Source organism: Tannerella serpentiformis (assembly GCF_003033925.1).
Lineage (GTDB): Bacteria > Bacteroidota > Bacteroidia > Bacteroidales > Tannerellaceae > Tannerella > Tannerella serpentiformis.
Map to the genome: position 1 here is coordinate 1,307,081 of NZ_CP028365.1, position 12,833 is coordinate 1,319,913.

A 12,833-nucleotide genomic window follows, 5' to 3' on the forward strand; every position below is an offset into this window, starting at 1 on the left:
CATCAAACAACATTACCCATATGGACAACGTATTTTTCACCCCCTACATCGGCCCCAATTACCCGCAGGGTTACAAAGGCAAAAAGATCCTCGCCCTCGGCGAGAGCCATTACATCAACGATGACGACGAAGGCCGCGACCATTTTCGCGACTATCCTCAGCTGCGCCACTTCACGAGCGACATCGTCCAGCGTTACCTCAACTATCTCAGTAGTCGAATGAACTACCGAGGTTGGATGGGCACCTACACCAAGTTTGCCCGTGCCTTCTACAACGGCAACCTTTCCTTCGCGGGCATTGCCGACTTCTGGAGCCACACCGCCTTCTACAATTACATACAGGAACCTATGGCCAACACCCGCCAAACACCGTCAAAAAAGCTGTTCACAGAATGCGAGGCGGCCTTCTGGGAGGTGGTGCGCGACTGCCGGCCGGACCTCATCATCGTCTGGGGCTATCGCCTCTGGGAGCGCCTGCCGTTCCCCAAGACACCGCTCACGGACAGCCTCTTCCAGATCAGCGCCACGGCCGACGATCAGCCCACACGCATCCTCCCCATCACGCACCCCTCAGCCCCCAGTTTCTCCTATCAAACGACCTACGATCTGCTTTCCGCCGCACTGACAGAGTAATCAGGGGCCCCGTCGCCCCTCCCAGCTTTATTCTACTTTCGCGGCCAATTCATTCAAAAACAAAACAGAGAAAGGCCATATCATGGTAAAAGAATCAACGGAAAAGCTGCCCTACAAAGTGGCAGACATCAATCTGGCCGACTTCGGTCGTAAAGAGATCGAGATCGCAGAACACGAAATGCCGGGCCTCATGGCCCTGCGCGAGAAATACGCTGGGAAGAAACCCCTGGCCGGCGCACGCATCACGGGCTCGCTCCATATGACCATCCAGACCGCCGTCCTCATCGAGACACTCGTCGATCTGGGTGCCGACGTACGTTGGGCCAGCTGTAACATCTTCTCTACACAAGACCATGCCGCCGCAGCCATCGCTGCCGCTGGTGTACCTGTCTTCGCGTGGAAGGGTGAGACGCTCGAGGAATACTGGTGGTGCACGAACGAAGCGCTCAGCTTCCCCGGCGGCAAGGGCCCGAACCTGATCGTTGACGATGGTGGCGACGCCTCCCTGCTCGTTCACCGTGGCTATGCAGCCGAAAACGATCCCACGTTGCTCGATCGCAAGGGCAGTAACAAAGAGGAACAGGTGATCATCGACCTCCTCAAGGCCGTACACGCCGCCACTCCGACGCGCTGGCACGACATGCTCAAGGAGATGAAGGGCGTATCCGAAGAGACTACCACGGGCGTTCATCGCCTCTACCAGATGATGGAGCGCGGCGAACTGCTCGTGCCTGCCATCAACGTGAACGACTCCGTGACGAAGTCGAAGTTCGACAACCTCTACGGCTGCCGCGAATCCTTGGCCGACGGTATCAAGCGCGCTACGGACGTGATGATCGCCGGTAAGGTGGTCGTCGTGGCTGGCTACGGCGACGTCGGCAAAGGCTGCTCGCACTCTATGCGCTCCTATGGCGCCCGCGTACTCGTTACCGAGATCGACCCCATCTGCGCCCTGCAGGCCGCTATGGAAGGCTTCGAGGTCACCACGATGGAGGAGGCCGTGAAGGAGGGCAACATCTTCGTCACCACCACCGGAAATTGCGACGTCATCACCATCGACCACATGAGCCAGATGAAGGATCAGGCCATCGTCTGCAACATCGGCCACTTTGACAATGAGATCCAGGTAGACCAGCTGGAGAACTTCCCCGGCATCGTCCGCCTCAACATCAAGCCGCAGGTCGACAAGTACACCTTCCCCGACGGTCACTCCATCTTCCTCTTGGCTGAAGGCCGCCTCGTGAACCTGGGTTGCGCCACCGGCCACGCATCGTTCGTGATGAGTAACTCCTTCACCAACCAGACGCTCGCCCAGCTTGATCTCTGGCAGAAGGATTACAAGCCGGGCGTCTACTGCCTGCCCAAGTACCTCGACGAGGAAGTGGCCCGCCTGCACTTGGCGCGCATCGGCGTCAAGCTCTCGAAACTGACCCAGAAGCAAGCCGACTATATCGGCGTCCCCGTCGACGGGCCATTCAAATCCGAGATTTACCGGTATTGACACGGTGTTGTCTGTACTGTTAATTTGTTTAATTGTTTAATTGTTAGTTGTTGGAGGTCGGGCATTGGACGTGAGTCCCGTGCCCGACCCGTTTTTTATCCCTACATCCCGCGATTGAAGCGGGGCAAACGTCCTGTGTATCGGCACTTTTCTCAGCAAGGAAAAGCTATATTTTTGCGACCCGATTGTAATGTAAGACAACGAGAACCGGCCGATTATGACCAACGTGATATTAGTGGACGACCACGAGCTCTTCCGGCTCGGCATACGCGGATCGCTCAAGCGGGCAGACGTCTGCATCTTGGGCGAGGCCGAGAGCGGCAAGCAACTCTTCACCCTGCTCAAGACGTTAAAGCCCGACCTCATCTTTCTCGACATCATTCTGCCCGACACAACCGGCATCGACATCGCCCGACGGCTACGGGACTCCTTTCCAGAAATCAAGATCCTCATCCTCTCGGCTGAGAATACGATGGAGACCGTCAGCGACCTACTCCGCATCGGCATCGATGGCTTCATCAGCAAGCGGCGCTGCAACTCCATAGAGCTGACTAAGGCCGTCAGGGTGATCATGGAGGGCGAGAATTACTACGGACGCGACATCTCGTCGCTGATGTACGAGATCGTGGCCATGAAGCGGAAAATGGGCAAAGAGGGGCTCGTGCTCTTCTCCGACCGCGAAGCCGAGATTATCCGCCTATCGCACGAAGGACTGACCGCACGCGAGATCGGCGAAAGACTCTACATCAGCCGTCGCACCGTCGAGACGCACAAAACGCACATCTTCCAAAAGCTCGGCATCAACAACACCCACGAAATGCTCCAGTACGCCATCCGATGCGGCCTCATCAGCCCCGACGGCTGAGGCTTCGTGGAGCCTTCATTACTACACACACCACACACGGAGATCAGAAGAATTTTTCTCCATACATAAACATTACACACACTAAAAATCAACCGAAATGAAAAGGAACTTCATCCTGAGTTTGCTTTTGTGTTCGGGGATGGCGGGCGCCGTACAGGCGCAGCAGGCCGTACCGAACGAGACCGTCGACCCTTCTGACGTCGACACCACCCTCTATCTCGACGAGCAAGTCGTCGTTGGGCACCGCATGAAGCGGCTGAGCCTCTTCCGACTGCCCGTGACCCTCTCCGAGACGCCGCTGACGATGGCCATCGTCGACTCTAAGGCGCTGCGCGATCTGAACATCACCGACCTCTTGCAGATCAACAAGACAACGGCCGGTATCCGCATCATGAACAACTACGGCGGCTTCCACATGTTCCGCGCACGTGGCATGGATGGCCTCGTACTGCTCTCGAACGGTATCCGTGACGAGCGCGCAGAGATCTATTCCTGCGCACCGACTTCATCGTTCGTCGGTGTAGACCGCGTGGAAGTGATCAAGGGTCCGTCGTCCGCACTGATCGGACACTCGGCCATCGGCGGCATTATCAACGTGCTTTACAGCCAGCCTTCGGCCCGCACATCGGTCGATGCACGCATCGCTGTGGGCAGCTGGAACACGTACACGGCACAAGTGGGAGCTACCGGAGCCCTCTCGCCCACGGTCAACTTCCGCCTCGATTACACCGGCATTCAAAGTGACGGCTGGAGGGACAACACCCGCCGATCGAACAACGTCTACGCGGCGCTTGACTTCCGACCCAACGATCGCAACAAGTTCTCCTTCTCGGCCCTGGCTTACGACAACCGCGTGCACACCGATCCGGGTATCCCCCGCTTCCAGAACGACATCTTCGACGAGAACGGCAACAAGGTCTACAGCAAGGGCGACATCCCCACGGGCATCGACCTGGCCAAGACGAGCCTCACGTACGTCAACGACCACCTCAACGACAAGCACATCTCCTCGACCAACATCTGGGAGCACAACCTGTCGGAGAATTGGCTGCTACGCGACGTGCTGGGCTTCTCGTACAACACGCTCAGCTACCTCCAGTCGGAGGAATTCTCGCACTTGACGTCCAAGACGCCCGGCCGCTACAAACACTACTACATGAACGGCGACGAGAAGGTCTATATCAGCGTCGACTCCATCCTGCGCGAGCCCTTCCACTTCGATTACGACAACTATTACGCCGGCAATCAGCTCTCCGTGCAAGGCCAGTTCGAGGCCCTCGGCATGCGTCACCTCGCCTCTTTCGGCTACGACTTCTCCTACATGAGCCTCAAGCGCTGGCAGGGGCAGGTGTTCTCCGGACCCGCCATCAGCACCGTCATGTCTATCCGTAATCCGATCAGTAACCCGGGCTACTTAGACGAAAAGTTCTCGCAGATTGTCGACTTCATCGAGTACTACCACTCGCTGGCGGCCTTCGATCAGATCAACGTCACCGACCGCCTCGCGGCCATGCTCGCCTTGCGCTACAACATGTTCCGTCGCAACATTACAACCAGCAAATCGGACAACCGCGTCGTGACCGAAAAGGGTGAGCCCGCTATTCTTATCGACAACGCCCCGACCTTCAAGGTGGGCCTCGTCTACGAACTCACCCCCGGAAGTCGCATCTACGCCTCCGTCTCCAACTCCTTCCGCCCCGTCCGCACCGTAGGCGACAACAACTACGTCTACCTCGACAATAAGGGCCGCACCATCACGCCCAACTCCACCGGCAAGGTCTACGCCCCCGAACGCGGCATGCAGTACGAGGCCGGTATCCACTCCCGCTTCGGTAGCCTCTTGGCCCTGGAGCTGGCCGGATTCCACATCGAGAAGAGCAACATCGTGCAGAAGTTTGGTAAGAATGCCGATGGCAAGAGCGTCATCGGGCAGGTGGGCACCGTCCATTCCGACGGCTTCGAGATCGACGCCACCCTCACCCCCTCGCCCTACATCGACCTGCGCGCAGGCTACACCCTGACGCTGGCCAAGGTGGGCGAATACTCCAGCACCGAGTTTGCCAAGGCGGCCTTCAAGGGCCACTATCTGCCCTACTCGCCCGTCCACACGGCCTTCGGTTGGCTCTTTCTGAACAACAACTCGGAGCGTCACCTCTTCCGCCTCGGCCTCGGTTTCGACTACGCCAGCGAGTCGTACGCCGACCTGGCCAACGAGATGCGTTTCGACCCCGCCTTCGTAGCCAACGCCATGGTGAGCTACCGCTACAACAAGTTTTGGACGCTACAGCTAAACGCCGACAACCTCTTCGATAAGCGTTACGCCAAAGCCGCCGAGAACACCATCCAATGGCTTCCCGAGCCAGGCCGCAACATCACCGTTTCGGCCATCTTCCACATGTAATCGGCTCACATTGATCAATGGCCGGCGCCCCTAACGGCCCTTCCGGGGCAGCCAAACTTCCCCGGCCTCGGTGAGGGCCCCTTCCGGGGCAGGGGAATTTGGCCGGCATCCCTGATGCCTTCCTTTTCCCCGCATCAAGGCAAGAAAAGGAAGTATCGCCCCGGAAGATACCCGACCATTTACGATACACCCCCAGAGGCGTCGTCGACACTCCCGTCGATCGGCGCCTCCTTCTTTTTGTACCGGCGACGCTGACCGAGCATCTCGTGATACGTCCGTTTGGACTCCCGCACCGCCCGATTCATCAGATCCACCAACCGCTCGATGGCCTTGCGCGCCTCGTCGGTCGTGGCCATGAGGTGTGCCGCCTCGACCAGCCGACAGGCCCGCTCGTAATACACATCCGCCTCCCGACGCGTCTCTCGCATCGTCGGCCGCTTCTCATCCACGCGCTGTTTCACGCGCTCCATGCTGAGCGACTCGTACGCCGTCGTCACCTCATGCAGCTGCTGCACCGTTGCGGTCAGGCCCAGCGTCTCCACCTCGCTCTTGAGCTCCTCCAGATCCTTCTCCAAGGCCGCAATGCGCGCGCTACGCGCCATCTTCGAGCCCCCATGCTGCATGCCCCGAAAGCGGTGCAGCTTGGCCTCGAGCTTCAGCGCCGCCTCGCGCTTTGGCCCGTCCGGCAGGTAGATATTCCCGCGGATAATGCCGAAAAAAGAGGCCAGCAATCGGCGTCGCTCCGCATCTTTTTCGTTCATCAAAGGCGTAAAACGCGAGTACGTCCGCCCCTTCGATGGCGACTGGCACTCCATCATTATCAGTTCCTCCCAGCGCTCCATCATCCCCTTCGGAAATTGCACCAGCTCCGGACTGACATTCTGCAAAAGGTCGTATTGACTGCGGTGTAAACTGGCATGCAGCCCCACTTTGAAGCTCACACAGTTGCTCTCTTCGATCTTTACCGCATGCGGTATCTTCAATGTCGTTTCGCTCATCTTGTTTATCCCTTTCCTATTAGTTCTCGCAAAAATACGACTTCGTCAGATTATAAACAGCTACTTTCCCTTCCTGAAAAATTCACTCAGGTTATAAACTGTAGCCTGATGACTCTGATAAATTCTTCCATCATATAACCGTTTACCCACTCGATCTGAAAATAAATCCCAGGTTATATCAGGTCACTTTTTGTAGATGAGAATCTACTTACAGCATCAAAAAGTGACTTTTTATAGGTATCATTACTTATACAGAAACAAACAGCCAGTTTTTCTAACTGAAAACCTTCTCCCAGAAACAAAATGTGACACGATATAACCCGACAAAAATTGACACAAACAAAAAGTGACCTGCTATATCCTCACATATAGTACACAAAAACAAACTGTCGACTTTTTATACCTGACACTACCTGCACAGCTATAAAAAGTCACTTTTTTATTTCCGAACAAGTCTCCTCATGCGTAAAAACAGTACGAAATCCGTCTTTCGTCACCTGCATAGCGGCCTCGTAACCTCCGTCTCAAGGATCCCCGATTGTATGCGTGCATTTTTCATGTTCAACGGGGGTTGCGACCTCGGGATAGTGCCTTTCGAGGCATCGATCGGGGCATTCCATTCGATCTACCCCCGATTTTTGAACCATCTTTGCAGAAAGAACGAGCGATCGTTAAATCTTATTTGATATGAAGCGCATTGTAATCATGGGTTTAGGAGGCGTCGGCGGATATTTTGGCGGCATGCTGGCGCGCACCTATGCAACCAACAGAGAGGTTGAGGTTTATTTCGTCGCCAGAGGGAAGCACGGGCTGGAGATCGCGCGGAGCGGACTGGAGGTGGAGACACCGAAGGGTTCGTTTCGTGTGCGGCCGGAGGGTGTCGTCGAGCAGCCGGAAAGGTTGGGCGTGACGGCCGACTATATTTTGTGTTGCACGAAGAGTTACGACCTGGAGGCGGCCGTGCAGAAGCTGCGGCCTATCATCGGGCCGGAGACCGTCATCGTGCCGCTGCTGAACGGCGCCGACATCCGCGACCGCATCGTCGAGCAGCTCAAAGACCGCGGGCAGGTGTGGTATGGCCTGACGTACATCGTGGCCATGAAGACGACCCCGGGCACGGTCCGCAATGTGCACGGGCGCGGCAAGTTGCTCTTCGGCTCGGGTGCGGGGCGCTGCGAGCGGGGCGACGAGCTGGAGGCCCTGCTGCGCGAGGCGGGCATACAGGCCGAGTGGCACGACGACATCCAGCTGCAGGTGTGGAAGAAGTTCATCATCATCTCCGTCTCAGCCTCGGTCACGTCTTACTTCGACCTGCCCGTGCTGCTGGCCTTGGAGCGCCATCCGGACATGTGTCACCGACTGCTCCAAGAGGCCACCAGCGTGGCCCAGGCTCGGGGCTTCGACCTGACGGAGGAGTATTGTTGGCAGGAGCTGCTGCGGACGTGGGGCAGCGACGAGAAGTCCACCACGTCGATGCACCGCGACTTCCGCGCTGGTCGGCCCACGGAGGTCGACAGCCTCTGCGGATACATCGTGCGTGAGGCCGAGCGACTCAATATTCCCGTGCCGGCGTACGAGGAGATTTATCGGGGGCTGAAGGTGGGGATATGTAAGTGAGAAGCGGTTTTGAACGGGAGGTTGACCAGCGCGGCCAGCCTCCCGTTCGGCATTTGGATGAGAGGGGGGGCGTGCTACTTTTGCCCCACTTTTTTCGGCCGGGGGCCTGTCCCCCTCCCCTACCCAATAACTACCCCTGACTACTTTAACTACTCAAGAAATTAGATATGGCTGTTTACTTAGAAGACGTCTCCAGAACCTTCGGAGAATACCTGTTGATCCCTGGTCTGACGACCAAGGCGTGTATCCCGACCAATGTGTCGCTCAAAACGCCGCTCGTAAAGCACGCCGTGGGCGAGCCCTCGCCTATCCGGCTGAATATCCCCTTCGTTTCGGCCATCATGCAGGCCGTGTCCGGCCCCGAGCTGGCCATCGAGCTGGCGCGTAACGGTGGCCTCTCGTTCATCTTCGGTTCACAGCCCATCGAGAGTCAGGCCGAGATGGTGCGTAAGGTGAAGAAGTTCAAGGCCGGCTTCGTAGTCAGCGACTCCAACCTCACGCCCGAGCAAACCCTGGCCGACGTCGTTAAGCTGGTACGCCAGACGGGCCACTCCACCATCGGCATCACCGACGACGGCACGCCTAACGGCCGACTGCTCGGCATCGTCACCAGCCGCGACTATCGCGCTGAGAAGGACGATCCGGCCATGAAGATCGGCACCTTCATGACGCCCTTCTCCAAGCTCATCTACGGCCGATCGGGCATCTCGCTGAGCGAGGCCAACCGCATCCTTTGGGAGCACAAGCTGAACTCGCTGCCTATCATCGACGCCGACGACCGCCTGGCCTACTTCGTCTTCCGCAAAGACTACGACAGCCACCGCAAGAACCCGGACGAGCTATCCGATGCTACGAAGAAGCTGCTCGTCGGTGCAGGCATCAACACGCGCGACTACAAGGAGCGTGTCCCGGCGCTCATCGAGGCCGGCGTAGATGCGCTCTGCATCGACTCCTCCGACGGCTATTCCGAATGGCAGCGGGAGACCCTCGAATGGGTCAAGGCGAACTACAACATCCCCGTGGGCGCAGGCAACATCGTAGACAGCGAAGGCTTCCGCTACCTCGTCGACGCCGGCGCGGACTTCATCAAGGTGGGCATCGGCGGCGGATCGATCTGCATCACCCGCGAGCAGAAGGGCATCGGACGTGGACAGGCTACGGCGCTGATCGACGTGGCGCGTGCCCGCGACGCCTATCGTGAGGAGACGGGGCTCTACGTGCCCATCTGTAGCGACGGCGGCATCGTGCACGACTATCACATGACGCTGGCCTTGGCGATGGGAGCCGACTTCCTGATGATGGGTCGCTACTTCGCCCGCTTCGACGAATCGCCCACGCAGACGCTCCGCATCGGCAATAACTACGTGAAGGAGTACTGGGGCGAAGGCTCCAACCGCGCCAAGAACTGGCAGCGGTACGACATGGGCGGCTCCGAGGCGTTGAAGTTTGAGGAGGGTGTCGACAGCTACGTGCCCTATGCCGGTAAGATGAAGGACAACCTCGACATCACCCTCGGTAAGATCCGCGCCACGATGTGCAGCTGCGGCGCCATCACGCTCGAGGAGCTGCAACAGCGCGCCAAGATCACGCTCGTCTCCTCCACCAGCATCGTGGAGGGTGGTGCGCACGACGTGATCCTCAAAGACCAGAACTAGGCGTCAGCCCCCCCGGCGGGGTCAGGGACCCCTGCCAATTTTGCCTGTTAGGGGTCAGGGACCCCAGCCAACTTTGCCTGTTACCTGCGTGTACCTAGCCAAACTTCCCCGCCCTCGGTGAGGGCTTGACTTTCTTTCGCCTCCTTTTCTTGTGTCAAGGCAAGAAAAGGGGGTCAGGGACCCCTGCCAACTTTGCCGGGTACACGTTTGTATCCCCAAACAATTAAACACCCAACACCTCAACGAGGCAATGACCGACACCGTATTAGATAAGCTCAAGATCCTGGCCGAATCCGCCAAGTACGACGTCTCGTGCTCCTCGAGTGGCACGGTGCGGCACAACACGGCGGGAGGGATCGGCAACACCGTCGGCGGCGTCGGCATCTGCCACAGCTTCACCGCCGACGGCCGCTGCGTCTCGCTGCTGAAGATCATGCTCACCAACCACTGCATCTTCGACTGCGCCTACTGCATCAACCGCCGCAGCAACGACCGCCCACGCGCCACACTCTCCGTTCGCGAGCTCGTAGACCTCACCATCGAGTTCTACCGCCGCAACTACATCGAGGGCCTCTTCCTCAGCTCCGGCATCATCCGTAACCCGGACTACACGATGGAGCGCATGGTGCGCGTGGTCAAAGACCTCCGCACCACGCACCGCTTCAACGGTTACATCCACCTCAAGAGCATCCCCGGCTGTAGCCGCGAGCTGGTCGAGGAGGGCGGGCTCTACGCCGATCGCATGAGTGTCAACCTCGAGCTGCCCACCGAAGAGAGCCTCCGACGCGTGGCCCCGGACAAGAACTTCGAGAGCGTCTTCGCCCCGATGCGTTACATCCGCCAGGGCATGCTGCAAAGCCAGGAAGACCGCCGCAAGTTTCGCCACGCACCACGCTTCGTGCCGGCCGGACAGAGCACACAGATCATCGTCGGCGCCACGCCCGAGACCGACCACGACATCCTCCGCGTCTCCTCCGCCCTCTACCGTCGGCCAAGCATGCGACGCGTCTATTATTCGGGCTACGTCCCCGTCAACACCTACGACACACGCCTGCCCGCCGCCGTCGGCCGCGTGCCCCTCATCCGCGAGAACCGCCTCTATCAGGCCGACTGGCTGATGCGCTTCTACGGCTTCAGCGCCGACGAGATCGTGGACAGCACCACCCCCAACCTCGACCTCGAGATCGACCCGAAGCTCGCCTGGGCGCTGCGTCACCCGGAGTGTTTCCCCGTCGACATCAACCGCGCCGACTACGCCCTCATCGTCCGCGTGCCCGGCATCGGCGTCAAGTCTGCCCGCATGATCGTCGCCTCCCGCCGCTACGGCAGCCTCACCTCCGACAGCCTCCGGCGCATCGGCGTGGTGATGAAGAAGGCGCAGTATTTCATCACCTGCCGCGAGCTCTCCCTCGGGGGAACCATCCAAGAAGTTACCCCCGAACAAGTGCGCCGCGCCCTCGTCCCCACCCCATCGCGCAGCAAGAAGCTCGATCCCCGGCAGCTGAGCATCGTGTGGGAATGATTTCTCGCGTGTTCCCGAACGGTTTCAGCGCAGAAACACTGATTCTGGAGCGTTCCCGAGCGGTTTCAGCCGAGAAACACGGTTTCCGCGGCATTCCCGAGCGGTTTCAGCGCAGAAACACGGTTTCTGGAGCATTCCCGAGCTGTTTCAGCGCAGAAACACTGATTCTGGAACATTTCCGAGCGGTTTTAGCCGAGAAACACGGTTTCTGGGCCATTCCCGAGCGGTTTCAGCCGAGAAACGCAGTTTCTGGAGCGTTCCCGAGTCGTTTCACCCTATCAACCGGCAACCCAAACGCCCCCCCTACCCGGAGCCGCTTTTCGTTTTCTGTCTTTAGTTCCTCCCCGTGCACATTTTCTTCTACGATAAAACCTTCGAGGGCCTCCTCACGGCCGTTTTCGACGCCTACAGTCGCCGCACCTTCCCCGACCGTCTGCTGCGTGTGGGCGAACCCGCGCCGCTCTTTGCCGACACGACATACACCGTCGTCACCGACACGCCCCGGGCCGAACGCGTCCGCCTCGGACTCATGCGCAAGCTCCCCGCCGAAGCCACCACCCTGATCCTCCGCGCTTGGCTCTCGGAGCAGCCCGCCGTCGACGAACTCCTCTTCCGCTACATCCGCAAAGCCCTCGACGCGCCCGAATCGATTGCCACAAACTTCGCCGACCCGGACGTCCTCGAGGTGCGCAACCTCGCCCTCAAGGTCAGTCGCGAAGCCCACAAGCTCAAGCAGTTCGTCCGCTTCAGCAAGACGGCCGACGGGCTATACGTCGCCCCCATCCGCCCCGTCTACAACGCCCTCCCGCTGACCGTCCCCCACTTCACCGACCGCTTCTCCGACCAGCCCTGGGTGATCTACGACCTCTGCCGTCGCTACGGCTACCATTACGACCTCCACACCACGCGTGAAGTCACCCTGGCCGACGACGCCGCCCTCCGCTCCCGCCTTGACCCCGACCTCCTGGCCACCGACGAGCAGCGTTTCCAAGTCCTCTGGCGCGCCTACTTCCGTTCCCTCACCATCCGCGAGCGCCTCAACCCCCGCAAGCAGCGTCAAGACATGCCCGTCCGCTTCTGGCCCCACCTCACCGAAATGCAGCCGGAAGACCTCTGAGGCGCCCCCCGTCGCACACAGAACACCCTGCCATTCACCACTTCCGACATGCCTCGCCATTTGCGCAACGTGTTAATTGGTCTACTTTTGCGCCTCAATAATCCGCAGAGGGCATGAAAAAGAGATCCGTCGGACCCCCGACGTGTCCGCCCCCGGGAGTCACGATTAATACGAATAATCAATGTACGTAATTGTAGAAATCAACGGCCAGCAGTTTAAGGCCGAGCAAGGGAAGAAGTTGTTTGTCCATCACCTCCGTGACGTCGAGAGCGGCGCAACGGTGGAGTTCGACAAGGTGTTGTTGGTCGATGCCGACGGCAGTGTACAGGTGGGCGCGCCCACGGTGGAAGGTGCCAAGGTGATTTGCGAAGTGCTTTCGCCGCTGGTTAAGGGCGATAAGGTGCTCGTCTTCCACAAGAAGAGAAGAAAGGGTTATCGCAAGCTGAACGGACACCGCCAGCAGTTTACCGAAGTGAGCATCAAACAAATCATCGCTTAACCATTTAACCACAACAAGACAGAGAA

10 protein-coding genes are annotated in these 12,833 nt (G+C 58.8%); 9 read left to right on the forward strand and 1 reads right to left on the reverse strand.

What is annotated here, in order from left to right; genetic code table 11:
• Positions 1 to 20 precede the first annotated feature (20 nt).
• The 4 genes from C7123_RS05275 to C7123_RS05290 all read left to right on the forward strand — a co-directional run bounded on the left by C7123_RS05275 (position 21) and on the right by C7123_RS05290 (position 5,399).
• Entirely contained in the window at positions 21 to 632 is a 612-nt protein-coding gene (locus C7123_RS05275) for a uracil-DNA glycosylase family protein (protein ID WP_069176031.1), read from the forward strand.
• Between the two features lie 82 nt (positions 633 to 714).
• Entirely contained in the window at positions 715 to 2,133 is a 1,419-nt protein-coding gene (ahcY, locus tag C7123_RS05280) for an adenosylhomocysteinase (protein ID WP_037982076.1), read from the forward strand.
• A 217-nt stretch (positions 2,134 to 2,350) separates the two neighbouring features.
• A complete protein-coding gene (locus C7123_RS05285; protein ID WP_069176032.1) occupies positions 2,351 to 2,998 on the forward strand; it encodes a response regulator in 648 nt (215 codons plus the stop codon).
• Between the two features lie 97 nt (positions 2,999 to 3,095).
• The gene (locus C7123_RS05290) at positions 3,096 to 5,399 is read left to right on the forward strand and encodes a TonB-dependent receptor (protein WP_083206976.1); all 2,304 of its coding nucleotides are present in this window, start codon (positions 3,096 to 3,098) and stop codon (positions 5,397 to 5,399) included.
• Positions 5,400 to 5,578: 179 nt separating this feature from the next.
• Here C7123_RS05290 and C7123_RS05295 read toward each other — a convergent pair whose 3' ends face one another.
• Positions 5,579 to 6,397: a DUF6261 family protein gene (locus C7123_RS05295; RefSeq protein ID WP_069176034.1), complete on the reverse strand. Its 819-nt coding sequence runs from the start codon at positions 6,395 to 6,397 to the stop codon at positions 5,579 to 5,581.
• A gap of 687 nt (positions 6,398 to 7,084) precedes the next feature.
• Between C7123_RS05295 and C7123_RS05300 the strand changes: the two genes are divergently transcribed.
• The 5 genes from C7123_RS05300 (at position 7,085) to rplU (ending at position 12,807) form a co-directional block, all read left to right on the forward strand.
• Positions 7,085 to 8,014 (forward strand): ketopantoate reductase family protein, encoded by a 930-nt coding sequence (locus C7123_RS05300; protein ID WP_069176036.1) that lies wholly within the window; start codon positions 7,085 to 7,087, stop codon positions 8,012 to 8,014.
• Positions 8,015 to 8,181: 167 nt separating this feature from the next.
• Positions 8,182 to 9,669 carry an IMP dehydrogenase gene (locus C7123_RS05305; protein ID WP_037981695.1) on the forward strand — a complete coding sequence of 496 codons (1,488 nt, stop codon included), beginning with the start codon at positions 8,182 to 8,184 and terminating at the stop codon, positions 9,667 to 9,669.
• 250 nt (positions 9,670 to 9,919) lie between these two features.
• Positions 9,920 to 11,191 carry a putative DNA modification/repair radical SAM protein gene (locus C7123_RS05310; protein WP_069176037.1) on the forward strand — a complete coding sequence of 424 codons (1,272 nt, stop codon included), beginning with the start codon at positions 9,920 to 9,922 and terminating at the stop codon, positions 11,189 to 11,191.
• Positions 11,192 to 11,537: 346 nt separating this feature from the next.
• Complete coding sequence (locus C7123_RS05315) at positions 11,538 to 12,308, forward strand: TIGR03915 family putative DNA repair protein (protein ID WP_069176038.1); 771 nt, start codon at positions 11,538 to 11,540, stop codon at positions 12,306 to 12,308.
• A 181-nt stretch (positions 12,309 to 12,489) separates the two neighbouring features.
• Positions 12,490 to 12,807 (forward strand): 50S ribosomal protein L21, encoded by a 318-nt coding sequence (rplU, locus tag C7123_RS05320; protein WP_037981687.1) that lies wholly within the window; start codon positions 12,490 to 12,492, stop codon positions 12,805 to 12,807.
• Positions 12,808 to 12,833: the final 26 nt, after the last annotated feature.

Excerpts from the sequence above, each read along its gene's own strand:
- C7123_RS05285 (WP_069176032.1), top strand. The coding sequence starts at position 2,351 with ATGACCAACGTGATATTAGTGGACGACCACGAGCTCTTCCGGCTCGGC.
- C7123_RS05300 (WP_069176036.1), top strand. The coding sequence starts at position 7,085 with ATGAAGCGCATTGTAATCATGGGTTTAGGAGGCGTCGGCGGATATTTT.
- C7123_RS05290 (WP_083206976.1), top strand. The coding sequence starts at position 3,096 with ATGAAAAGGAACTTCATCCTGAGTTTGCTTTTGTGTTCGGGGATGGCG.
- C7123_RS05305 (WP_037981695.1), top strand. The coding sequence starts at position 8,182 with ATGGCTGTTTACTTAGAAGACGTCTCCAGAACCTTCGGAGAATACCTG.
- C7123_RS05275 (WP_069176031.1), top strand. The coding sequence starts at position 21 with ATGGACAACGTATTTTTCACCCCCTACATCGGCCCCAATTACCCGCAG.
- rplU (WP_037981687.1), top strand. The coding sequence starts at position 12,490 with ATGTACGTAATTGTAGAAATCAACGGCCAGCAGTTTAAGGCCGAGCAA.
- ahcY (WP_037982076.1), top strand. The coding sequence starts at position 715 with ATGGTAAAAGAATCAACGGAAAAGCTGCCCTACAAAGTGGCAGACATC.
- C7123_RS05310 (WP_069176037.1), top strand. The coding sequence starts at position 9,920 with ATGACCGACACCGTATTAGATAAGCTCAAGATCCTGGCCGAATCCGCC.
- C7123_RS05295 (WP_069176034.1), bottom strand. The coding sequence starts at position 6,397 with ATGAGCGAAACGACATTGAAGATACCGCATGCGGTAAAGATCGAAGAG.